Source organism: Photorhabdus aballayi (genome assembly GCF_026153155.1).
Lineage (GTDB): Bacteria > Pseudomonadota > Gammaproteobacteria > Enterobacterales > Enterobacteriaceae > Photorhabdus > Photorhabdus luminescens.
Map to the genome: position 1 here is coordinate 45,638 of NZ_JAPFCD010000012.1, position 26,600 is coordinate 72,237.

The 26,600-nt window shown below is 47.5% G+C and carries 8 protein-coding genes; all 8 read left to right on the forward strand.

What is annotated here, in order from left to right:
- Window positions 1-58 precede the first annotated feature (58 nt).
- The 8 genes from OO184_RS08820 to OO184_RS08855 are packed head-to-tail and all read left to right on the forward strand — an operon-like array spanning window position 59 to window position 26,586.
- The gene (locus tag OO184_RS08820; protein ID WP_265378847.1) at window positions 59-2,065 is read left to right on the forward strand and encodes a TonB-dependent receptor; all 2,007 of its coding nucleotides are present in this window, start codon (window positions 59-61) and stop codon (window positions 2,063-2,065) included.
- On the forward strand, window positions 2,062-3,306 hold the full coding sequence (locus tag OO184_RS08825; RefSeq protein ID WP_265378848.1) for an MFS transporter: 1,245 nt from the start codon (window positions 2,062-2,064) through the stop codon (window positions 3,304-3,306). The genes OO184_RS08820 and OO184_RS08825 overlap by 4 nt, the downstream gene beginning before the upstream one ends.
- Window positions 3,299-5,098, forward strand: coding sequence for an ABC transporter ATP-binding protein (locus OO184_RS08830; RefSeq protein WP_265378849.1), 1,800 nt, complete (start codon window positions 3,299-3,301; stop codon window positions 5,096-5,098). Before OO184_RS08825 ends, OO184_RS08830 begins: the two co-directional genes overlap by 8 nt.
- A complete protein-coding gene (locus OO184_RS08835) occupies window positions 4,998-6,836 on the forward strand; it encodes an ABC transporter ATP-binding protein (protein WP_265378850.1) in 1,839 nt (612 codons plus the stop codon). Before OO184_RS08830 ends, OO184_RS08835 begins: the two co-directional genes overlap by 101 nt.
- Before the next feature lie 40 nt (window positions 6,837-6,876).
- Entirely contained in the window at window positions 6,877-12,999 is a 6,123-nt protein-coding gene (locus OO184_RS08840; protein WP_265378851.1) for a non-ribosomal peptide synthetase, read from the forward strand.
- Window positions 12,999-24,695 (forward strand): non-ribosomal peptide synthetase/type I polyketide synthase, encoded by an 11,697-nt coding sequence (locus OO184_RS08845; RefSeq protein ID WP_265378852.1) that lies wholly within the window; start codon window positions 12,999-13,001, stop codon window positions 24,693-24,695. Before OO184_RS08840 ends, OO184_RS08845 begins: the two co-directional genes overlap by 1 nt.
- Window positions 24,692-25,789, forward strand: coding sequence for a Gfo/Idh/MocA family oxidoreductase (locus OO184_RS08850; protein ID WP_265378853.1), 1,098 nt, complete (start codon window positions 24,692-24,694; stop codon window positions 25,787-25,789). Before OO184_RS08845 ends, OO184_RS08850 begins: the two co-directional genes overlap by 4 nt.
- Window positions 25,789-26,586, forward strand: a complete 798-nt coding sequence (locus tag OO184_RS08855) for a thioesterase II family protein (protein WP_265378854.1) — start codon at window positions 25,789-25,791, stop codon at window positions 26,584-26,586. The genes OO184_RS08850 and OO184_RS08855 overlap by 1 nt, the downstream gene beginning before the upstream one ends.
- Window positions 26,587-26,600: the final 14 nt, after the last annotated feature.

A 26,600-nucleotide genomic window follows, 5' to 3' on the forward strand; every position in this document is an offset into this window, starting at 1 on the left:
TTTACCATACTTAATTTTCGTAAAACATGATTTAAACAGTGCATAACGAGTTATTTATATGAAAAAAAAATATGCTAAGGCGTCTGTCTTATGTTGTTTAATTTCGCCTGTGGTATGGGCAGAACATTCGCCTGGCGCGACAGAAGATGCTTTGATTGTGACGGCCAATAAACGGGAAGAAGCATTAAATAAAGTCGATGGTAGCGTTCTGGTTAAAACAGGTGAGGAACTTGTGCAGGCTGGTATCACTCAAGTACAAGATCTTGAGCGCGCTTTCCCTTGTTTACAAATCCGCTCACGGGGAAACCGAACCTATTCAGCAACCACCATTCGAGGTATTAGTTCACCGGACTTCTACTCGCCTTCTGTTCGAATTTATGTCGATGGCGTTCCTCAGGATCACCAATTCTTAACACAAGAATTAATTAATGTAGAACGTGTAGAATTATTACGCGGTCCGCAAGGGACTTTATATGGCGGAAACGCCCAAGCTGGTGTTATCAATATTGTCACCCGTTCGCCGCAAGAAGGCCCCTGGCTTAACCTCTCCGGTAATTACTCTAAGCTGAAACAAGGCGGCTCTTTCAGCGGATCAATACCACTTATTGAAGATATCCTTTATGGCAGCACCAGCCTGCGTTGGGTAAAAGAGCCTGGGCAAATTGATGCGCCAAATCGCGGCGATAAAAATATTGATTCCAGCAAAACCTGGCTCGGTAGAGGGCAACTGACATTTGCGCCAGAAGATTCTTCGTTCAGTGCTGAACTCAGTTTTGCTCATGAAGATCTCGATTCCCATGAAGAACTTTATTTAACCGACGAGCAATTTCGCCGAAAAGAGTACGATGGCCCTATTCCAGAGTTAACCCGCCGAGTTAACAGTTATGCATTCAAGGCGGAATATGATTTCGGCGACAGTGTATTAACCAGTGTGACTTCTTATCAGGATCGCGATATTTACCGTGATTTCATCGGGGGTAAGTGGAAAGAGAAGCACCACGCTACCACGCAAGAGCTGCGTTTGAACTCCAATTTCTCAAATGGGATTACCAGTGTTCTCGGCGGTTGGTTTTCAGATGAAAAGAATAAACATCATACCAGTGGTTACCCCGGTTACTATGGCGATGCGGCTAACACAATAAAAGGTAAATCTCTGGCACTGTTTGGTGAAGTGAAATTGCCCTTTGCTTCTCAGTGGGATTTGACCTTGGGCGGGCGTTTGTCCCATGAAAAATCGCAGATAGATTATGCGGGCCGTTCTGGCATGATGGCGCTCGAAGCTTTTGATAACCAGGTTTCCAGCAATGAGTTCACACCTAAGACCGCATTGGGTTGGCAATTGACGCCAGATACCCGTTTTTACCTTTCTGCCACGAAAGGGTACAAACCCGGTGGATTCAATAACATTGTCTCCTCCGCCAATGATAGAAAACCCTACAATACTGAAACCTCAGATAATTATGAACTCGGTTGGCATACCTCGTTCTTTGATAACGCGGTGACATTAGACAGCGCTGTTTACTACATTCGTTCGAAAGATAAACAAATTTATGTTGGTCCGATTGGTGCGCAGTTTATACGCAATGTGGGTAAAGCAGAGAGCAAAGGCATTGAGTTGAGTAGCCAAATTAAACCTATGAAAGGGCTGAAATTTTCTCTTGGGGGAAGTGTTGGTAAATCAAACTTCACTGATGCAACCGATACAGAGAATGGCATAAGTTATAACGATAAACGTCTGCCTTATGCGCCAGATGTCATGCTCAATGCAAGTTTTGACTACTTGATTGATCAAACGTTGTTACCCGGTAACCTCTATTTAAATGCTGGCGCCCGTTACTATTCAAAAAGCTACTTTAATGAAGCGAATACTCTTGAACAGGGTGGATACACCCTTTATGACGCTTCATTAAGTTTAGAAATGGCACATGGGGTTAGTGTAAAACTCTATGGCGAAAATCTGGGCGATAAAAAGTATCGTGTCTCCAGTTTCATGGTGGGGCCAAATACGCTCAGTATGATGAATAAAGGCTTGAATGTTGGGCTGGATGTGAGTGTCTCATTATGACGCATAATATTTCCCATCCCCGTCATATATCGTTATTACTGCTAACTTTGGCGGGTGTTTACACCCTCCAAAGCACGATTGGCATGTTGACATTACAAAGTATGCCGGCATTTTTGCGCAGCCACGGCGTCACCCCGGATAAAATCGGCTTGCTCTACTTGCTGATGCTGCCTTGGGCGTTTAAATTCCTTTGGGCGCCTATTATAGAGCGCTATCGTAAATCTGGTTCGGGGGATACAAACCCCCGTCGTATCATGATCTGCGGTAATCTGCTAATTACATTGCTTTTTTGTTCAATGTCATTGGCAAGACCTGCCGAACATATGCCGCTGATTATCGTTGGTCTGTTTTTGATCACCATTTGCTTGACCGTAGTGGATACCACTACAGACGGTCACGCTATTGACCGGTTACCACCAAAGCACCGCCCTTGGAGCAATGTTATGCAAGTTGGCGGCGGTTATTTAGGGTCTATCATCGGCAGCGGTCTGTTTCTATATCTTGTTTCACTGTATGGTTGGCACATTGCCGCCGGAGTGTTAGCTATAGTAATTCTATTGATGTCATTGCCTGCCCTATTTTTACGGGGAACACAGGTAGAGAAAGCATCAACGGTTTTGCAAGCCCCAGTTACTCCCTCTCTCAAGAATGCCCTCCGCCGGGCGCCAGTAAGACAAGCGTTGGTTTTGATATTGTTGTGTATGATCGGTACGCGTCTTTCACTCGGTATGCTTTCGCCGTTTTTGATCGATCGCGGCGTAGATTTAACTCAGCTCGGTATTATTGCCGCCAGTGGTGGCGCATTGGCTGGATTATCTGGCGTTCTGCTTGGCGGCATCATTGTCCGTAAATTTGGTGCTGTCCAAACATTACTGGTTATCATGCTGCTTGAAGCTATCGTATTAGCCTGTATCTTCTGGCTTGCCCGGCAACCAGAAGCGCCGTTATCCCTGCTTTCAGCGGCATATGTCTTCATCACCTTAATCACCGCTGCTAAATTTGTCGCGCTGTATACCCAGATGATGTCGCTCGCTGCGGGTGCTCAGTCCGGTGTGGATTTTGCGTTGATGCAATCCGCAGATATGGGTATTGCAATTATCTGTTCAGTGTTGGGTGGATTGATTGTGACCAAAGCAGACTATTCCACCCTTTTCATGCTTGCGCTCATCTGCACCTTCACGGCCCTATTCTGGACATTGCGTAAATTCCATGATTTCCAAAGGGAGAATGTGCATGCATAGCCATGATACTTCTGTTCAGAATTCGCCGGAGCAGCGTGCGGCTGATGCCGGCGTTATTAAAGAACTATGGTATATGATGCGCCCATATCGCACTTTGAGTTACGTTGCGATTGCACTTTCTATTCTTTCCGCCGGTCTGCAAATGTTGCCGGCGGCGGTTGCCGGGCTTATCACCCAATCTATCTATGACGGGCAATATGACACGCTATTGAATTATGGCGTCATGTTATTGGGATTCACGTTTGCCGCTATGTTGACCTTTAGTGGTTCAACGTTTTTTGCTCATTTGATTGCTGCCGACGTGCAAGCTGACGTTCGCCGCAACATTAGCAGTAAGTTGAAATCGGTTCCTTTGGGCTTTTTCATGCTGACTGACAGCACTGAAATAAAAAAGATGATGTTAGATGACGTCGAACAGCTTGAAGATGGGATCGCTCATATCATTCCAGAGATGTCAGCGACTCTGTTTGGTCCATTGATCGCATTGAGTGTCATGCTGGCTATTGATTGGCGGTTAGCTTTGGCGGCATTCGCGCCAACTTTAGGCGCTTGCCTGTTATTCGTCTATATCCAGATGAAGGTGCAAACGACAACTCAGCGTTTTTATGCCGCCCAAAACCGTATTGCTTCAACAATGGGTGAAGTTATTAATGCGATTCCGGTGGTAAAAACCTACTCAGGCGGTAAAGTTGCATTGCAACGCGCTGAAGAAGCTTTCACCGCCTTGACACGGATTATTGATGTCTGGGTTGAGAAAGTGCAGGTCAAATCTAGTCGGTTTTTCGTGTTATCCAGTGCTAACTTGTTGTTTGTTCTTCCTTTGGCGGTCTGGCTATTCAACCGACAAGAGATCACGTTATTCGAATTCACTTTCTTTATTCTGGCGGCAATGGCATTTGGCAATATTGCTTCATCCATGTTCGCTGTGATGACACGTTTGCAACAGCAAGAGGCGTTAATCACTCGCTATCGCTGGTTAATGAATCAACCTGAACTGGCGCCTTGTATTCAGAGCCAAACACCGGCAGATCACAGTGTCGCGCTGCACAGTGTCAGTTTCTCCTACCAGGATGAACAGGAGAATGCATTAAATAACATTTCATTTTCTATACCAGCGGGAAGTTCATTAGCTTTAGTCGGCGCCAGTGGTTCGGGTAAATCTACAGTGGCGAGTCTTATCGCACGTCTTTGGGACCCGCAACATGGTCAGGTAACGATTGGCGGTGTTGATATCCGTAATATGGATGAACCGACGCTACGCAATAACGTCTCTTTTGTTTTCCAGCGTGTGTTTCTGTTCAACGATACGGTGGCTAATAATATACGACTTGCCCGCCCTGATGCCTCACAAGCGGAAGTTGAAGCGGCTGCTACTGCGGCGCAAGCAGATAAATTTATTCAACAATTACCACAAGGCTACAACACCGTACTGAACGGCGGCGTGAGTTTATCGGTGGGCGAAAAACAGCGCATTGCCGTTGCCGCTGCTATTCTGAAAAACGCACCAATTCTTGTATTGGACGAAGCTACAGCCTATGCCGATCCCGAATGTGAAAAAGAGATGCAACAGGCGCTCAATGCCTTATGCCGCAATAAGACCGTGATTGTCATTGCTCACCGCCTGCCGACTATCCGTCATCTTGATCGAATACTGGTTTTAGATAAAGGACAGATTATCGAACAAGGCACCCATGAGGAACTGGTCGCACAGCAAGGTGCATACGCCAGACAGTGGGCCGCTTGGCGGGGAGAAAAGACCGGGACAGGAGCAAATTATCATGGGGCTATTTAATCGTCTCCAGCAACATCTCCCACCAAAACTGCAAAGAGTTTGGTTCAAAGGGTTGTTATATAAACAGTTTGATACCGTTGCGATTATGGCTCAACTTGCTATTGCTGCTTGGGCTATTACCCATCTGGGGGAAAGTGATAACGCTATGTTGCCGCTTATCACTTTGGGATTACTGGTTCTTTTACTGTTGCTGCGATTTACTTTTATGGCTCGCGCATTACGTAAACTCACCATTGCCGCCTATGGTTTAGGCATAGAAATCCGCCGTTCTTTGCTGCAACGCCTTGTCAGTATGTCTATCGCCACGATTAGAGGATTGAGTGCCGGAAAGATAGCATTGACGTTATCTGAAGATGTGCAATGGCAGGAAAATCAATCAGCCTATACCACACCGCAAATCGCTTGTCAGGTGATGATGCTGACCCTCATCTACCTGGCTTTGTTCTGGTTCGATTGGGTGGTTGCCGGCAGTGCGTTATTGGTGCTAATGGTTGGGATGCTTATCTTGGGGGCTATCCGTAAAAAACTGAATGAAATATTGCGGTTGCGTGCCACTATGATGGCTGATGTATCCGAAGCGATTGTCGAGTACGCTCAAGGTATGTCCTTTATTCGTGCTGCGGCAGCGACCACGACGGTAGAACAGCGTTTTGACCGCGAAATCGACCAATTACGGGTGGCATTCCGCCGTGGGGTGTTCAGAAGTATTCCATTACTGAGCCTGTTTTACATCATCATTGATACCAGCGTGGTTGTTGGCATTTTGGCGGGCGCACTACGTTTTAATGCACCAGAAGCATTAACGCTGTCGGAAATGCTCATCACTATTCTGTTGCTGTTTGCCACGATCACCCCGCTACGTGGAATCATCCCCCTGCTCAATATCACGGCCTTAACGCAAGTGGGCGAAACCCATATTGCAGAGATAGAAGCTGTTGCCACGCAAGCTTCCGGGCCATTAGCCGCGCCTGACAAATATGATGTTGAAGTGAATAACATCTCATTTAGCTATCCGGGTACAAATCAGCCCGCTATCCAAAATGTGTCGTTTTATGCGCCGCAAGGCAGTATGACTGCTATTGTCGGGCCCAGCGGCAGTGGGAAATCCACGCTGGCTTATCTGCTGCTCTCTTTCTATCAACTGGATAAGGGGGAAATCCGTCTGGGTGGGAATGATATCCATCGTTATCAAACTCAGGCACTGTATGACACTGTGACTATGGTATTTCAGGAAACTGCACTATTTCAGGATACCGTCGCTAACAATCTCCGGTTGGGTGATCCCGATGCAACCCAGTTAGAACTGGAGCAAGCTGCTCGCCTTGCCAATATTCACGATACGATTATGGCATTGCCACAAGGGTATGATACACCGCTAGGCGTAGATGGCGGTACGTTGTCTGGCGGTGAGCGTCAACGCCTTGCCATTGCCCGCGCTATCTTAAAGCAATCTCCGGTTTTATTCCTCGACGAAGCGACTGCTTCTCTTGATCCCGAAAACGAACAGTTAATACAACAGGCGTTTGATTCTCTTACCCAGAATAAAACGGTCTTTGTTATCGCTCATCGGCTGAGCACGATAACCCGCGCTGACCAAATATTGGTGATGGATCATGGAACCCTTTGTGATAGTGGAACTCATGACGAATTGTTAGGACGTTGTTCACTTTATCAATCTCTTTGGGAAAACCATCTTGGCTCAGAAGAGCACTGGCATCTATACCCCAATAAGGTGTAACCCACTGTATCGTAACTGTCATTATTTATAGGATATCTTCATGCATACGGATCTTGTCTCTCCAGATTCACTGCGCCAGATTATCTCTGGCCTTCTTAATCAGAAAAATACACTGGTGGATGATAACGACGATTTAATTCGCAAAGGGCTGGATTCAATGCAAATGATGGCATTGTTAAACCAGTTGAGACGTCAGGGATATCGCGTCACCCTTCGTGAACTGTATCAAAAACCCACACTGTATGCCTGGAGCCAGCTTCTGCAACGTCATACGCCTGTCACTCAGATGGCGCCTAAAACCGATGCGACTTTGCAGCCGCTGATTACAGATGCTCGTCCGTTCCCGCTGACCGCCGTACAACATGCTTATTTTGTTGGGCGTTCGCCGGAACAGACGTTGGGGGGCGTGGGTTGCCATTTATATCAAGAATTTGACGGTATCGGGTTGGAACCTGAACAACTGGAAGCGGCAATTCATAGGTTGATTCAACGACATCCGATGTTACGAGTACGGTTTTTGCCGGATGGTCGCCAGCAAGGGATGGCCGACGCTTATTGGAAAAAATTAACGGTTCATAACCTGCGCAGTTTGACAGCAGACGAACAGCAACAAGCGCTGAATAATATACGTGAACAACTAAGCCATCGGGTATTACAGGTTGAACAAGGGGAAACGTTCGATATTCAGCTAAGTTTGTTCGGTGATAATCAGCACCGGTTGCACGCTAATATTGATTTACTGATCATGGATGCCGCCAGTTTTAGCCTGTTCTTTACTGAACTGGCGGCTTTAATTGCTAAACGCAATTTGCCGGTTATCCCTTCTAACTACGATTTTTGCCGCTATTTGGCGCAATATCAGTCGCAATTTGCGCAGGCTCGACAAGAGGCGGAGATATTCTGGCGTAATCGATTGGACACCCTTCTCCCTGCTCCGCAACTTCCGCTGGCTAAGGAACCTTCTCTAATAAAAAACGTCCGTATTCAGCGCAGATGTTTTCGTTTAGCCCCTGAACATTGGCAACGTTTTAAACAACTTGCACAACAAAATGGTGTGACGCCAACGATGGCGTTGGCGACCGCATTTTCCGGTTTGTTATGTCGTTGGAATCATGCAACCCGACTGTTGTTTAACCTGACGTTGTTTGATAGAGCGCCGTTGCACGCTGCCGTTGATAGTCTGCTGGCCGACTTTACCAATATTCTGCTGTTAGATATTCCCGCTGATAATTTGCCATTCTGCCAATTGGCTCAAAATGCACAGGCAACATTCGCCGAAGCTTACGAACACCGCCACTGGTCTGGTGTAGAAGTTTTACGTGAACTTAAAAAACGTGGTAGTCATCCACATGGTGCGCCAATTGTGTTTACCAGCAATTTAGGCCGGCCTTTATATGGTGAAAATACCCGTGATGTTCTGGGAAAACCAAGTTGGGGAATATCGCAAACACCTCAGGTATGGTTGGATTTCGTTGCATTTGAACATGAAAACATGCTGAATATTCAGTGGGATAGCAACGACGAGCTTTTCCCAGATGGGTTAATCGATACTTTATTTACCGTTTATCAGGGATTCATTGAGAACCTAACGGAAAATGCTGCCCAGTGGGGTAAAGAGTTACCGGATCTGATGCCTGAATCGCAATACCAGCTTCGGTCTCAGATTAATGACACAACTGAACCTTTGCCGGATGCTCTTCTACATGAAGGTGTGTTTTTACAGGCAAAACGTACACCAAATATTGTTGCTTTGGTGACTAATAATAAGGAAATAAATTATGGTGAATTAAGTTTGGCCGCTCGCCGGTTGGCAACCGTGTTGCAAAAAATGTCGGTTATACCGGGAGATCGGGTTGCCATCAGCATGGAAAAAGGCGTCGGACAAATTGTTGCGGTATTGGCAATACTTTATGTCGGCGGCGTTTATGTACCGGTCCCGGTTGATCAGCCAGTAAATCGACGTCGTGCTATCTGCGAAAGTGCTGGAATTCGTGTTGTTATCATTGATCCAGAACAACAAGATGATGACTGGTCACAAGATGTACATCGTGTTTCCTGGCATCAGGATGAGCAATGGCAGCCTTTGGCAAACATGGCTAAACGTGCGGTTACTGATCCGGCTTATATCATCTATACCTCTGGTTCAACCGGTATGCCAAAAGGGGTGGTTATCAGCCACCAAAGCGCACTCAATACCTGTTTGGATATTAATCGCCGTCATCAAGTCCAAAGTAGCGACCGGTTATTGGCACTCTCTGCCCTACATTTTGACCTCTCCGTTTATGACATTTTCGGTATCCTCACGGCGGGAGGCGCGCTGGTATTAATTAATGAAGCGCAACGTCGTGACCCATCAACCTGGGAAATGTTGATCGAACGTCATAATGTGACGTTGTGGAATAGTGTGCCTGCACTGTTCGATATGCTACTGACCTATTGTGAAGGGATGGAGGTGGATGCACCAAAAGCGCTTCGTACTGTGATGTTATCCGGGGACTGGATTGGTTTATCACTGCCTGAACGTTACCGTGCTTTCAATCCTGATGGTGTTTTGAGTGCGATGGGTGGTGCAACAGAAGCGGCTATTTGGTCAAACGAATATATTGTCAAAGAGGTTGAAACACAGTGGCGCTCTATTCCGTATGGCTATCCTTTAGCTAACCAGCGTTACCGTGTCGTGGGTGAGGATGGCCGTGATTGCCCTGATTGGGTTGTCGGTGAGCTTTGGATTGGTGGCGCCGGAGTTGCATTAGGCTACTTTAATGATAAAGAACGCACTTCCGCGCAATTTGTTGTCGATCAAGGGGAACGCTGGTATCGCACCGGTGATCTGGGTTGTTACCATCCCGAAGGCTGGCTTGAATTTCTGGGGCGTCGTGATAGCCAGGTAAAAATTGGTGGTTATCGAATTGAATTGGGAGAAATTGATGCGGCCCTCAATCAAGTAATTGGAATCAGTAAAGGGGTTGCATTAGCCAGTGGTGAAAAAGAGAAGTCGCTGGCGGCGTTCCTTGAATTGGAAGGTGATTCTTTATGCCAACGAGTAAACCGTGCGCCGCAGTTGCCCGTTAGCTATCGTGATCTGTTCCCCGCAGTGTATGAAATAACCGCGAATAGCAATGAACCTCAAGTTACAATGTTCCTGTTGGAACATCTATCTCGTCACGGTATTACCTTTACTTCACCACAATCGCTGACAGATTGCTTGAAGTGTTACCAGCCCCAACCGGAATATCATGATTGGTTTGGCCGTATGTTGGCATATCTTTGCCAATCCAAAGCACTGACTGAATCTGCACAGCATGTATATCAAGCCGGATGGTTACCTGCTGCATCCAACAATGAGGCGATATTCATCCCTGAACGCTGGCACGCTGTGCTACGTGATGTTCTTACTGGTCAACAATCGGCAATCGCATTACTTGACGATCCGCAATTCGCACCGGAACAACAATTGTTTGTGTTGCCAGAAACCCGGCAATGGTTGGCAGGATTGCAACAGGTTATCACTGCCCTTTCTCAGCGATTACAACGCCCTGTGACTTTGATGGAGTTTGATGCTCGCAGCGGTCTTTGCGCGCAGTGGCTGGCAGAGCATATTACTGATCAACATCTCTGTTATCTCGGCTTTGAACGTTCTCAAACACTGGTCAATCAGGCGCAAACACGGTTAAGCGGTTATGCTCATGCATCAGTACAATATTGGTCTGAACAAAGTTGGCCTGAACAAATTCCTGAATCGTTGCAACATCAAGCTGATATTATTCTATTGAATAACGTATTACATCGGGAAGCAAATCCTGTACGTTGTATCAAGGAATTGGTGCCGCTTGCTCAACCTGGCGCGTTGATATTGGCAATGGAGTTACAACAGGCATCGTCTCTCTCCCTGATTACGACGGAATTGCTGTCACCTCAAGGTATTCGATTACGTTCTGCGTCACAGTGGTTATCGCTGTCGCCACAATTATTGCCACTACAGGCCGAAACGCCAATCACCATCGGTAACCTTAGTGTGTTATTGATGCAAGCAAGTGACAGCGTCACCATTCCTGATCGGGAAAAGATTAAATCGGTGTTGGCGCAGCATCTGCCGGGATATATGATCCCACCGCGCTTGCATATCATTCCTCGCCTGCCATTGACACCTAATGGCAAAATTGATCGTAAGGCGTTGTCGCAAGAACTACAGTCAGCGACAAAAACAGAAGCAGCACCACACCAGAATGAAATGACTTTGTTGAATGCGGTGGAACAAACCGTTGCTGGCATTTGGCAACGCTTGCTCAATACAGAGCAATTAGGCCGTGACAGTGATTTTTTCCAGCTTGGTGGAGACAGTCTTCTGGCTACACGTTTAGTTGGTGAACTGACACAACAAGGTTTCAAAGGTGAACTGGGGCATCTTTTCCGTAATCCACAATTGGCGGCGTTTGCGGCTACATTGGTTCATCTGACTGAAACCTCATCAGCAGAGTGTGCTTTGCCGAAAGAGCAAAGTGAATACCAGCCTTTCCCACTCACCGAAGTTCAGCAAGCTTATTTGGTCGGACGCCATCCGGGTTTCGCTTTAAGTGGTGTTGGGGCGCATTTCTTTATTGAATACCGGATAGAGCGGTTAGATGTTCAACGTTTAAATCGGGTGTTAAATCGTCTGATCCAGCGTCATCCAATGCTGAGAACCGTGGTTGTCAATGGACAGCAACAGATATTAGAAAATGTCCCGCAGTTCTCCGTCAAACAACATCAATTCACTGACGTTACGCAGGCAGATACATTACGTGAACAGCTTTCACATCAGGTATTAGATGCCGGTAACTGGCCGGTGTTCGATTTCCAGCTTGCACAAGACGATGGGATTATCTCCCGGCTATTTGTCAGTCTGGATAATCTGTTATTAGACGGGTTGAGCATGCAGATATTGCTAGCCGAGTTAGAACAGCTCTATCTCGATGAGCAGCATGAATTGCCGCCATTGAAAGTCACATTCCGGGATTGTGTACTGCGTCAACAACAGGCGCCAGCACATCAGAGTTCGCTGCAATATTGGCAGGAGCAAGTGAAAACATTACCACTGGCGCCACAATTGCCACTGCGTATTGCCCCGGAAAGTGTTCAATCCCCACGTTTTGTGCGCTATAGCGATCGATTGTCTGCACATGAGTGGAGTCAGTTAAAACAACATGCCGCTCCCTATCAGATAACGCCTTCCGCGCTATTAATTGCGGCTTATGCAGCGGTTCTTTCTGCGTTCAGTGCTAAATCGGAGCTAACGCTCAACCTTACCCTGTTCGATCGTCCACACTGGCATGAAGATATAAATCACATTCTGGGTGATTTCACTTCTCTGTCATTACTGGCTTGGCGCCCGGAGAAAAATTGGTTATCAAGTGCCCGTAGATTGCAACAACAGCTATGGCAGGATTTAGATCACCGTCATATTTCAGCAATCAAAGTGATGCGTGAACTGGCACAGAACCGTGGCCCCGATGCGGCCATTATGCCGGTCGTTTTCACCAGTGCCTTGGGAACACACCAAGGGCAATTCCTTTCTCATTCATCGTGGATGAAACCTGTTTGGGGTATTTCCCAAACGCCACAAATCTGGTTGGATCACCAGGTTTATGAATCTGATAATGAACTTTGTCTGAATTGGGATGCTGTCGAAGAATTGTTTGAACCGCGTCAGTTGCAAAACATGTTTAATAGCTACATGACGCTGTTGCGTACCCTTGCAGCACAGCCAAAAAGCTGGCATTCCGCGCTGGAACAACTGATGCCGCGCCAGCAATCCGTGATGGTTGAAAATACTGCTGTTGTCATTGCGCCATCACTGCGTTCGGAGGGATTCGATCCTCAAATATGCAGCGAAATTCAACGCCTGTTCTTGTCCATAACAAATCATCCTATTAACGCACAACAAAACTTTTTTGAGGCAGGAGCCAGCTCGCTACAGCTAATTCAATTGCATAGCAAATTACAACATGCGGGTTTTTATCATCTTGCCGTGACTGATTTATTTGCTTATCCAACACCAGAGACGCTCAGTTTGCGCTGCCGGAAGGATTCCCACGATGGAAATCGCCAGTCGATTACCCCTCGTCAGCGTCAACAACAAAAGCGTTTGCAACAACGGGAAAAACGTCATAAAGGAGCTGCATAATGACTGATTTAACGCCTCACTACGATAATTGCGATCCTATCGCAGTGATTGGCCTTGCCTGTCGCTTTCCGCAGGCGCCAGATAGCGATGCTTTCTGGCATAACCTGCAACACGGGGTTGAGTGTACTGTGCCACTCTCCCGACAAACATTATTAGATGCAGGTATTCCTCCTGAAATCATTGAGAGTGAAAGTTTTGTCAATCGGGCAGCGATATTAGAGAAGGCGGAACAATTCGACGCTTCGCTGTTTGGCTATTCCCGCCAGGAAGCGGAAATGCTGGATCCTCAACAGCGTCTTTTTCTCCAGACCGCCTGGCATGCGCTTGAACATGCCGGTTATGCGCCACGTCAGGTTCCACTGAAAACCGGTGTTTTTGGTAGTAGCCGGGTCAGTACTTGGCCTTCATGGTCACAATTTACCATGACTGATGTTGGCAAAGTTAAAGGGCTTCAAGCGTTAATCAGTAATGATAAAGATTATCTTGCGACACGTACCGCTTATAAATTAAACCTAAAAGGCCCAGCGCTGACGGTACAAACAGCGTGTTCAAGTTCACTGGTTGCCGTGCATATGGCTTGTGAAAACCTGCGTGCCGGTGAATGTGACATGGCATTAGCCGGTGGTGTGGCTGTTTCCTTCCCTCAAGAAAGTGGTTACTCGTATCAGCCGGGAATGATCTTCTCCCCTGATGGACATTGCCGCCCCTTTGATAGTCAGGCCAATGGCACCTACGGCGGCAACGGCGTCGGTGTTGTCACACTGAAACGTTTGAGCGATGCTTTGCGTGATGGCGACCCCATCATGGCTGTGCTACGTGGCAGCGCTATTAATAATGATGGCAATGAGAAAGTTGGCTTTACTGCCCCGTCGGTTAATGGTCAACGCAACGTTATTATCGAAGCACTCCAACTGGCGGATGTCAGCATTGATGATGTTGGCATGATCGAGGCACACGGTACAGGAACGCCTCTTGGCGATCCGATAGAAGTTGACGCGCTACGCAGCATATTCTTTGACCGTAGTGTGGCAGTACCGCCTTGTTATCTTGGCTCAGTGAAAAGCAATATGGGCCATCTTGATACGGCCGCTGGCATTGCTAGCTTGATTAAGGTGGTTCTGTCTGTTTGGCATGGCTATATTCCACCGACGATTAATGTCCAGCAACCCAACCCGGCGTTACGGTTGGAACAAAGTCCATTCAGGTTGGCAACACAGGGACAGAGCTGGACACAAGCATTACGTACTGCGGGCGTCTCTTCGTTCGGGATTGGCGGTACCAACTGTCATGTCGTAGTGCAATCATTGCCGGAAGAGTTACAACGTCACCGTAGCGATAATGCACAACTTGCGCCGTTGTTGCTTTCCGCCGCTTCTGAATCCTCGTTGCGTCAATTGGCGCAACGTTATGCGACTGCGCTTGATGATGCGCCAGAGCATCATGCAGATCTGGCTTGGACCGCATTACAGGGGCGTGATCTTTTATTACCCTGGCGTTTAGCGTTGATGCTAACGCCACAAAGTGCTGTAAATTTATCCGCTTTTGCCAACAAAAATCCAACACAAAATGTTTTCAGTGGACAAGTCAATAGCGAAAGTAAGCAACTTTGGCAATTCAGCGGCCAAGGTTGTCAATGGTCTGGCATGGGAAAAGCAATGTATGCCAGCTCTCCTGTTTTTTCCGCTATGTTGGATCGTTGCTGTGCAGCTTGTGCATCAGAGTTGGCATTGCCATTAAAAGCTGTGATGTTCGGAGAACATGATGCCGCATTAGCTACTACCGAATATGCACAACCAGCGATTGTGGCGCACCAAATTGCGCTGGCGGCACATTGGCACGCGCTTGGATTAAAGCCTGATTATGTACTGGGACACTCGGTTGGCGAATTTGCCGCTGCGGTTATCGCCGGGGTTTTCACACCTGAACAGGTGATGCCGTTAGTGGCGATAAGAGGCAAGTTAATGCAAAGCTGCTCCCAAGGGGGAGCAATGCTGGCAGTTTTTGCCAACGAAGAAGAGATTATCCCCTTCACTCATTCACTGACATTAGATCTGGCGGCTTGCAATGGCCCACAACACTGGGTTTGGGCTGGTACAGAGACAGAAATTACTGCTTTGACCCAACGTCTGGAGCAACAACAGATTCGCTGCCAGCGTCTTAATGTTGCCTGTGCGGCACATTCAGCCATGCTTGATGGCATATTGGAGGCATTTTCTCTACGTTGTAGCCAGTTGCAACCTGCATTGGGGGAAATTCCGCTGATTTCTACCCTGACAGCCAATCTTGTAACGGCTGAACAATTGGCTTCACCAGATTACTGGCGTAACCATATGCGTCAGACTGTACGCTATTACCCGGCTGTTGAATTTGCCCGCCAGCAAGGGGTGGGATTATTTATGGAGATAGGGGCTGATGCACAATTAACCGGCATCGGGCGGCGTGTCAGTCTGCCACAGGAAACTTGGATTGCTAGCGTTCAGCGTCAAAGCTCTCCAGAGACAAATCAGCAAACGGCTCTGATGCAACTTTACTGTGCTGGTGTGCATCTTGATTGGTCGCAGCTTTTCCCACTTACTGGGGAAAAATGCCACGCTCCGCTTTATCCATTTGATGAGCAGCATTATCGCTTCCCTGCTACCAAATCTGTGCAGCCCACAACCAATATCAATGCTGAACTTGATGTGAATGCTCTGCTCGATCCTGCCATTGAGCAAAATCCCGATGCTGCAACACTACGGGTACTGTATACCGATGCATTGATATATCAATGTCATGGGCGTGATGCTGAACAAGGTTTCAGTGCCATCGACACTATTCGGGCTGGCCGACTGCAACCTTGTTGGCGCCCTTTGTTGGAACAATTATTAACCTATTGCGTCCAGCAAGGTTATTACCGGGAAGTTTCTGGGCCAACAGCAAATAAAATGTATCGCCCTGATCGCGCCTTGCCATATGCCAAACGCAGATTATTAGAGTCATGTTTACTCACTGCTTTTCCGGCTTTAATTTACGCAGGTGAGCGTCTATTCGCCCTGTTAAGCGATCGTTCGGATCTGCCGCGCCAGTTTGTGGCAACACAGGTCATGACCAACTCATGGCTTCCTGCACCACAACCGTGTCCTGACACTCACTATGCCCTACACTGGCATACCATAAACGCAGATAACCCAAGATCTTCAACGGCATATACACTCCGCTCTTCAACTGCGAGTGACGAAATGGTTAATCATTGGCGTCAGGCGGGTATTCATTTACAGCCAGCAAGCGGAAACACCTTATTACTGCTTACCGGCAATGATGTCGCTGAATTATGCAATCAGGTTATTACCGAATTAAAACGCGATGAAGCAACATCATTAACCGTTGTCACCTGTTGCGCTCAACCGGAAACTACCTTATCACCAGAGAATATCAATCCAGCTCAATACGCTGTCTGGGCGTTGCTGCGTGTCGCGGTTGAAGAGTATCCCCACCGCCGTATTCAAACGATTGATATTTCTGATATCAACGATGCTGACTCTTTATCATTGGCGCTTGGATATCTGAATGAACATCACCGTTGGTTGAAAGTACGCGGAAATCAAGTCTCGATACCGGTTTTACAACGGCAATCCTTACTGTTTTCCCAACAGCCAATGTCGATTCCCCATCAGGGTTGGCATATTGTGACCGGTGGCATGGGGGGGATCGGTCAGATTTCCATCCGTTGGTTGTTGGCCCAAGGCGCACGTAGAATTGCGGTATTTGCCCGCCGTCAACATGAAGATTGGAATACTTTTGTACAAGAGTTATTACTGAATGCTGAATGCGAAATACGCTGGATTAACGTTGATGTTACTGATACGCCAGCCTTGTTAAATGCAGTGCAAACATTAGCACAAGAGGATGGTATCGCCGGGGCAATTCATGCGGCGGGTATCGCGGATCACACCCGGTTGGCAGAACTTGAACCTCAACGTCTGTCACAGATGTTATCGGTGAAAGCCCTAAGTGCATCGGCGTTGCAAACTGCTCTTAAGCAACATAATGCACACTATCTGTTGCTTCATTCTTCTGCTGCATCCATGTTGGGCGCTCAAGGACAAGGTGCTTATGCCGTTGCTAATGCTTACTTAGAATCTTTGGCGTTGACAGCATCAAATCCATTGATGGTAAAAACCTTGGTCTGGGGTGTTTGGGGGGGCGTTGGTATGGCCAGCGACCGGCGATTAGTAGAAAAATTAGCACAAGATGGCATGTTGCCGTTCAGCATCAATGAAGGTATCTGGCATTTTAATCAATCTCTGCGTACCGCATCTCCCTGCTATCTGGCAATACGGTTAGATGAGCATCATCCCGATATTTTGCGCCGTTTACGGGCTGACATAACAATTACAGCGCCTACTCCTTCGCACTCTGTCGATAACATGCGGTATCAGGATAATGAAGAAAGACTCCATTGGTTGCGTCAACGCGTCGCCGCATTATTACGGCTAGAACAGCCTGCACGTTTGGAATCACAACAGGACTTACTGCAATTCGGCTTGGATTCCCTGTTATTTCTGGAGCTAAATGCAGTGATCCACCAGCAATTTGGTTTCAGATTAACGGCTGAATTGGCTTATCAGAATATGACTTTGGAAGGGCTTAGTAGGCTCATCGGAGATGCATTACCTGAACAGCCAGTAACATCCTCTCAGCCTGAGATGATTATTGACAGCGCCCAACATCATGCGCCATTCCCTCTGACACCTATTCAGCATGCTTACTGGATTGGTCGTACTCAAGCCATTGATTTTGGCGGTGTGGCTTGTCACGTCTTATTTGAATGGGATCTGGTGCTGGATAACTTTGACATTTCGCGTTTTGAGAAGGCATGGAATGCTTTAATTCAGCGTCATGGCATGTTGCGCATGGTAGTGGATGAAGACGGACAACAAAGAATTCTGCCTGAAACCCCTTGGTATGCCTTATCACAAGATGATTTGCGTATGCTGGATGAAACCACTCGCGAACAGGCATTGGTTCAGCGTCGTCATACGCTTTCTTATCAGGTCCCGCCAGCAGAACAGTGGCCGTTATTTGAAGTTTCTGTTTCTCTGTTACCGAATGCACGCTGTCGCTTACATATGAATCTGGATCTGTTGCAGTTTGACGTCCAGAGTTTTCGAATCATGATGGACGATTTGCAACGCGCTTATCATCAGCAACCACTGGCTCCACAGGTGTTTACTTTCCGTGATTATGTGATGGCGGAACAAGCTCAACGGGCAAGTAAAGAGTGGCGGGCATCATGGGAATACTGGCAGGAGCAATTACCTTCGTTGCCTCCGGCACCAAGATTGCCGTTGAACCTACAACTGCCTCAGCGTAGTCAGCCACAATTCACGACTTATGAAGGTCGATTAGCACAATCTGATTGGCAAATGCTTAAACGATGCTGGCAACAATGGGGTGTGACGCCTTCTGCCGGTCTGTTGACGCTATTTGCTCATACTCTGGAATGGTACAGCCGCCATCCGTTGTTTACCCTCAACCTGACATTCTTTAACCGTCAGCCTTTCCATCCAGAGGTTCAAGATCTGATTGGTGATTTTACCTCTGTCATGTTGATGGATTTTGACTTACGTAAGACAACTTCCCTGCGTGCCAGCATGGAGAAAACACAAGCTTTGCTATGGCAACGACTGAGCCATAACTATGTCAATGGCGTTGAGGTGTTGCGAGAACTTGGCCGCCAGCAAAATGGTGAAGCGCAAAGCAGACAACCGCTGACGCCGGTGGTTTTCACCAGCATGTTAGGGATGGCGCAAGAAGGCGTCGCCATCAAACAATCCATCACCCAGTTGCTGGGCGATCCGGTCTTTGTTCTGAGTCAAACTCCGCAAGTCTGGCTGGATCATCAGGTGATGGAAGTGGATGGTGATTTACTGTTTAACTGGTACTGCATGGATGATGTGTTGGAACCGGGGGTTATTGAGGCACTATTTGCCGCTTATAACGCGTTGTTAGTGCAAATTTGCCGCCAGCCTGAACGCATAGAACATTATGATCTTCATACACCACCTTCTGGTCATGCACGTTATGATTTCTGGCCGCAACAGCCTGAATTGCGTCAGGCTGAACAATATTTGCGCTCCAAGCCTGAAATCCGGCTGGCAGAGATTCAGCCACGTCAGGACGACACGCAAGGTTATAATTTATGGCTGGTGGCAGAAAACAATTTGCCATTATCGCTACCAGAACCATTGGCAATAAACACCGATGTGCTACCGCTGCCTGAGTTGGCGGAACAACAGACGTTTGAGCACTCCTGGCAATATATTGAGCAGCAAGCGTTATTTGGTCTGAGCCAGACATTACTGCGTCATAATCTGTTCACTTATCCTCAGCAATGTCACTCTCGCACAGAGATTGAACAACGTTTACAACTTGCGCCACAGTATCAGCGTCTTCTTACCCAATGGTTGACGTTATTAAACAACCAGAGATTTATTGAGAAAACCGCTGATGGATACCGTTGTTTGCAACCACTTAATCATGTTCCTGCCCCTACGGCAAAACTGGATGACGCAGTGTGGTGTCAAACAATTAGCCGCTATGTAGCGGCATGTATCGAGCAACATGACGCCCTGCTTGCCGGGCGAGGTAATGCGTTGGAACTGTTGTTTGCCGATAAACAGACCACTGCTAGCCTCTATAGCGAGAATCCAGCGTTACGATGCCTGAACCAAACTGCCGCTGAAATTATCCGGCAATTGAGTCAGGTATCTAACGATTTTACTGTCCTGGAAGTCGGCGCAGGGACCGGCGCAACCTCAGCGAAGGTACTCGAACGTAACGCACAATCAATCGAACGCTATCACTTTACCGATGTTTCGCCGCTATTTCTGGATGATGCACGCCAGTTGCTCAATCATTATGGGGAAACCGTAAAATTTGCTCTGTTCGATATTAATCAGCGTATTGATTTTAGCCAGCATCCTGAATCCGGTTATGACCTGATTATGGCGGTTAACGTGCTACATGATGCAACCCATCTGCGAAATACCCTACAACGTCTGTCACGGTTACTGAAAGCGGGTGGATGGTTGCTGATTATTGAATCAACGAAATCCGAAAGCGCGATGCAACTCGCCAGTGTCGGCTTTATTGAAGGTATTAATGCCTGGAGTGATGATCGCGGTGATAGCGCATTAATGGCGCTTGCTGATTGGCGTCAATGTCTGGAGAAATCCGGCTATCGGGTTTCATTGGAATGGCCGGGGCAAGATGGGCCAGAACTGCATCAACAACTGATTCTGGCGCGGTCTGAACGGCAAGCGCGGCTTGATGTCAGTGAAATAGCGGCGCAATTTTCCACTTTGCCTTACTCATTGCATGTTCAACAACAAGAACAATTACCGCTAATCGTGACCGCTAAAGAGAGCGTGGTACAATCATCAACTCCAGAAACAGTACAATCTGAAACAGCAGATGACCAGCTCCATGATATAGAACAGCAGGTAATCGCACTCTGGTGTTCACTGCTTCCTCAACCAATACAGCGGCACAGTGACTTTTTCCAGAGTGGCGGTGACAGCTTAATTGCTACCCGGATGGTGGTGCAATTGCGTCGTCAAGGTTACAAACAGGCAAATCTGCAACAACTGTTTGAGCATCCTAAGTTGAGTGAGTTTTGTCGTACCTTGCGAGTAGTTGAAGCAACACCCGCTACACAGGTTATTCCACTTGAGACTAAGCCAGCATCGGAGCAGACGCTTCCACTTACTGCATTGCAATATGCTTATTGGTTAGGCGAAAGCCAACTGTTTCAGTTTGGTAACGGTATTGCGCATTTCTACGCTGAACTGGCTATCAATGATCTTGATCTACCTCGTTTCACTACTGCCTGGAACCGTGTGATCAACCATCATGCGCAATTACGTGGCTATGTGAAGGAGGGACAATATCATATTTTGCCGGAAGTTCCCTGCTATACCCCGACGGTAATCGACTGCCGCAACATGATGCCGGATCAATGCGGGACAAAACTCGCTGATGCCCGTGAAACCTTGCGTACTAAAGGTGTTCCTAGCGATAACTGGCCGCTGTTTGATTTAACTCTATATCATACTGATGACCGGACACATTTATTGCATTTGACTATCGACCTGTTGGTCGCTGATGGTAAAAGTTTGACGTTAATCCTGGGCGATTTGCAACGTGGATATCAGGAACCTAACTGGCAGCCAGAACCACCAGCAGCGATGATTAGTGACTATATTCAAGCACTGGAAGATGAGAAAGCCGGGGAAACTTGGCAACAAAGCCGGCAATACTGGCTTAAGCGCTTACCTTATCTGCCTGATGCTCCTGAATTACCATTAAAAGATCATCAGTCACAACAGCTTAATCAACAATGTCTGACAGGCTATATCAGCCCACAGCAATGGCAGCGTTTGCAACAGCGTGCGGCAGAACATCGAGTGTCACCGTCACAGGTTATGCTGACGTTATTCACTCATATTCTGGCGGTATGGAGCAACAGCGAGCATTTCACCATCAATGTCCTGCATGGCAACCGGCTGTTAATGCCACAACATTGCGATACGCTGGTAGGAAATCTGTCCACCACGTCATTATTGGAAGTGGATTTACGCAATAACACTGGATTCAGCGACGCGGTAAGTCGGGTACAGAAACAGTGGTTAGCTGATCTGCAACATGCGCTATTTGACGGCCAGTTGGTGCTCAGAGAGAAAAATCAGCACCGCCACAATCTGAATGCCGGCATGCCGATCGTGTTCAACGATACAACCGGCACGGCGGGTCAAGGGCCATCAGGGTTAGGAACGCTGAATCTTTTTGGCGCGCAAACACCGCATGTTTATCTCGATTGTATGCTGATTTCCAGCTCAGACGGCGGCGTTATCATTCAATGGGCAATTTTGCCGCAACTGTTCCAGTCACAAGTTGCAGAAAACATGTTTGCTCATTATCAGGCTAGCGTCGTCGCTCTGCTTGAATCCGATTATCACTGGAGCGCCCCACTGCCAGAGTGGCTTCCGGTAAGTGATCGGATTTTGTGCCAAAACAGTAACGCGACAAAGGAAGTTTTTCCGCCGCATACGCTTTGTTCGTTGATTGAGCAGGCGGTAAACCGCTACCCGCAACGTACCGCTGTAGTCGATGCTGATCGTCAAATCGATTACCGCACTTTGTGGTCACAAAGTCTGGCGCTGGCCGCCCATCTACAAGCGCAAGAAAATCAGCATTCGTCTCTGATTGGCGTGGTGATGGAAAAAGGTTGGCAACAGATTGTCGCGGTTGTAGCGATTTTATTGGCGGGACGGGCTTATCTGCCTATTGATGCCAGCTATCCGCAACAGCGCATCCATCAGCTATTGGCATCAGGAGAAGTTGATACTGTATTAACTCAACCTAAGTTTGCTCAACAGATGAGTTGGCCTGATGGTGTACAGATTATCTCTCTGGATGAAATGTTACTTAACCGCTTGCCGGAAAATACCGGTGAACAGCGCTTGTCTGCTTGCCCTGAGGATTTGGCTTATGTGATCTTCACATCAGGCTCTACTGGCAAACCGAAAGGCGTGATGATAGATCATCGGGGAGCAGTTAATACCATCCTTGATATTAACCAACGTATTGCCCTCAATGAACACGATAGCGTACTGGCAATCTCAGAATTGACATTCGATCTTTCAGTTTATGACCTGTTCGGTACTTTAAGTTGCGGGGCAAAACTGGTTATTCCTTCTCCTGGTGACAGCCGACAACCCGACAAATTACTGACGTGGTTACAGCAAGAATCGGTCACAGTTTGGAACTCCGTTCCGGCATTTGTGCAGTTGCTTGAGGAATACGCCAGAGATTATCCACATTCCTTGGATAGTTTGCGTTGGGTATTGATGAGCGGCGATTGGATACCGACCAGCTTGCCGGAAAAATTGTCTGCCCTTCACCCTGCGCTGAATCTTCTCAGTTTGGGCGGTGCAACCGAAGCATCAATTTGGTCGATTGCCTATCCTATCGTTCAGATTGATCCAAACTGGCGCAGCATTCCATATGGAAAGCCACTGGCTAATCAGACTTTTTATGTACTTAATGCAACGCTTTCACCCTGCCCGGTCTGGGTAACAGGGGAACTTTATATTGGCGGACAAGGGTTAGCTTTAGGTTATTGGGCTGATTCAGAAAAAACCGTCCAAGCCTTTATTACTCATCCTCAAACGGGTGAACGGTTGTACCGTACCGGTGATTTAGGGCGCTGGCGGCCAGACGGTAATATTGAATTTTTGGGGCGCAATGATCACCAGATTAAAATTCGTGGTTACCGGATTGAGCTAGGCGAGATCGAACATCGCTTATGCGAGCACCCGGCTATACAGCAAGCGTTAGCGTTTGCGCATACTACGTCAACCGGTGCATTGCAACTTGTTGCCGGTGTGCGTTTATCTGCACCGTTATCTACAGAACTTTTACCGGTTCTGCCTCATTGGTTGCAACAGACTTTGCCTGTTTGGATGTGTCCGCAGCGATTTATCGTTCTTGATGTGCTTCCGGTATCCGACAACGGCAAAATTGACAGACACGCATTAGCTGCCTTGGTTGACGAAGCTGCACAGGAGGTCAATCCAACATCAGTTGCTCTCAGTATGACAGAACAAGCTGTGTTGAACCTTTGGCAATCGGTATTGGAACGACAAACTATCAGTGTGCATGAGAGTTTCTTTACGCTAGGTGGAGATTCTTTGGCAGCAGTGCGGTTAATGGTGAAAATTAATCAGGCATTTAACCGTCAATACCCACTCAGTCTGCTGCAAACTTACGATACCGTACACTCTTTGGCTGACTTTATTGAACATCAGCCAGAAAACCCTTGCCAAGGGGTAATCTTGAATGAGGGAAGCGTTGAGCAACCAGCCTTGTTTATCGTACATCCTATTGGCGGGCATCTGTTGGGGTATCGCCATTTGGCGGCTAATTTCGGCGACCAACGCATGATCGGACTGGCGTTTTCGCCAGATAATTTAAATACCGATATCCCTTCCGTGGCGGCGTTGGCGGCTGATTATATCAGTCAAATCCGCGCTTTCCAGCCGCAAGGACCTTATGCTTTGGCAGGTTGGTCTTTCGGTGGATTGGTGGCCTATGAAATGGCTCATCAATTACGAGCGATGGGTGAAAGTGTTTCTCAATGTATCTTAATTGACAGCTTTGCGCCAAATGTGCGCACCGATTTGACGCTGAATGAAACATTTTGTCATCGTCATTTCCTGCTCGATTTGCAGGGACAATTCCCCGGTTTGACGCTGGATAATCATATTGTCGCTGCCGATACGGAGACGTTCCTTAATGCACTGCACGATGCCTTGCCACAATCTGCACAGATTGATAGCTCGCTGACCGCACTTTATAACGTGTGGCGCCATAACTTGAATGCGTTGCTTGACTACTGTCCGCCGCAGACTTCTCAGCCTTTCGGGCTGATTCGGGCAACACAGGCATTACCTGATTTTATGGATTATCTCGATCCAACGACCATCGCCTCAAGCGATCTTGGCTGGCAGGCTTTTGGACCAGTCCATGTGACACAACTTGCGGGCGATCATTACACCTTGTTCCAACATGAACATGTTGGTTCACTGGTTACCTGTCTGAAAGATATCTTGAATTCAGTACCAACCACTAATCTTGTTAAGGAGAACATATGATAAAGCCACGGCGGGTTCTGATTGTCGGTTCAAAATTTGGCGAATTGTATCTTAATGCATTCCTACAGCCTCAGTCTGGTCTGGAACTGGCTGGCATTTTGGCACAGGGCAGTACTCGCTCGCAGCAACTTGCGCGTGATTTCAATGTGCCGCTATTCCGCTCATTGGATGAGCTGCCAGACGATATTGATATTGCCTGTGTGGTAATACGGGCGGAGGTTATTGGCGGCAAAGGCGATCAGCTTACTCAGGCGCTTTTGGCGCGTGGAATTTCTGTCATCCAGGAACATCCCCTTGATGCCGAAGCTATCAAAGGGCATCAATTAACTGCAAATAAACATGGCGCTCTATTTTGGGTAAATAGTTTTTATAGCCAATGCGATGCGGGAAGAAGTTGGTTACACGCGGCGCGGCAGATTAGTCACTTATCACAGCAGCGTCCAGTGAGCGGTTATCTGACAACCAGTCGCCAATTGCTGTTCTCCGCGCTCGATCTGTTGTTACAGGCATGTCACTGCCCGGAACAGATGGAGATAGTCTATGTCGGTCAGCGAAGCAGCGCATTTCATTGCTTTGAACTTAGCTTTGCAGGAACAACAGTAACATTGAACGTGCAATCCTATCTGGACCCGAGAGATCCCGATATGCACAATCTGGTGATGCATAAAATGACGCTGATTTGGCCTGCCGGTTATCTTACGCAGGAAGCCAGTTACGGGCCGGTCATTTGGACTCCCGTCCTTCATGCTCCTGATCATCTGAATAACGAGCAAAGCCTCTACCTGAATGCCAGTCAGCCGGATGGTAACTATTTGCACCAGGCAACATCACAAATTCTTTGTCCGGCGACCAAAAACTGGATGACGGCATTTGAATGTGATGGCGCTAAAGGTGTGGCATTTCTACTCAATGCCTTGAGTTCTGTATTGAACGGCGCTCCTTGCCCGTCTGCTTTTGCTTACGATTATCAACTGCGGTTAGCAGGTTTATGGCAACAAATTTTGCGCATTATGGGAGAGCCTATTACTCAGGACTTGCCGCCCCCTGTTTGGATTGAGCCGGCAAAATTGATGTTAACTAAGGAAGAATGTTGATGACGTGGGTACTCCCTATACACCCGATGATTCGTTCATGCCTGACGACTCACGGCAAACCCAAATACACGCTGCTAATCTGCCCCTTTGCCGGGGGCAGTACTAGTGCATTCCAGCACTGGTCTACACTGGAAAATTCAGAGATCGCGGCTTCATTGGTGATTTACCCCGGACGTGACAGCCGCATGAATGAAAATGCTGTCACTAGTATTGCGCCATTGGCGCAATCACTTTCTGACCTGATGGCATCATTCACCTCCGCACAGAGAGAGAACTTGATACTTGTCGGTCACAGTATGGGCGCTCAAGTCGCTTTTGAAACTTGTCAACGCCTTGAGCAACAAGGTTGTTCGCCCAAAGCGTTAGTACTTTCGGGGTGTCATGCTCCTCATTTGCAATCTCGCCGTCAACTTAGCGGATTACCTGATCATGAGTTTCTCGAACAATTGGTTGATATCGGCGGTTGCAGTCCGATTTTGCGAGAAAATCCTGGTTTGCTTGAGCTGTTTTTACCGATGCTGCGGGCTGATTTTCTTGCTACAGAACGTTATCACCGGGTCATGCAGACTGATGCTGTAAAACTGCAAACACCAACATTGCTGCTTTATGGCAGTGAAGACAAAGAGGCTTCCGCGATAGAAGTTCAGCAGTGGCAGCAATGGCTTGCAGATGGAAATCAACATTTTGCACATTGCTGCAAACAAGTTGAAGGCGACCATTTTTATATTACTCAAGAACCTGAAAGTTTTATTCGTCACATTACACAATTTATACAATATGTACAGGAGTTTGCATAATGGCACCTTTTTCT

What these genes read in the sequence shown, in the direction of transcription:
- OO184_RS08820 (WP_265378847.1), top strand. Translation starts at nt 59, where the DNA reads ATGAAAAAAAAATATGCTAAGGCGTCTGTCTTATGTTGTTTAATTTCG.
- OO184_RS08825 (WP_265378848.1), top strand. Translation starts at nt 2,062, where the DNA reads ATGACGCATAATATTTCCCATCCCCGTCATATATCGTTATTACTGCTA.
- OO184_RS08830 (WP_265378849.1), top strand. Translation starts at nt 3,299, where the DNA reads ATGCATAGCCATGATACTTCTGTTCAGAATTCGCCGGAGCAGCGTGCG.
- OO184_RS08835 (WP_265378850.1), top strand. Translation starts at nt 4,998, where the DNA reads ATGAGGAACTGGTCGCACAGCAAGGTGCATACGCCAGACAGTGGGCCG.
- OO184_RS08840 (WP_265378851.1), top strand. Translation starts at nt 6,877, where the DNA reads ATGCATACGGATCTTGTCTCTCCAGATTCACTGCGCCAGATTATCTCT.
- OO184_RS08845 (WP_265378852.1), top strand. Translation starts at nt 12,999, where the DNA reads ATGACTGATTTAACGCCTCACTACGATAATTGCGATCCTATCGCAGTG.
- OO184_RS08850 (WP_265378853.1), top strand. Translation starts at nt 24,692, where the DNA reads ATGATAAAGCCACGGCGGGTTCTGATTGTCGGTTCAAAATTTGGCGAA.
- OO184_RS08855 (WP_265378854.1), top strand. Translation starts at nt 25,789, where the DNA reads ATGACGTGGGTACTCCCTATACACCCGATGATTCGTTCATGCCTGACG.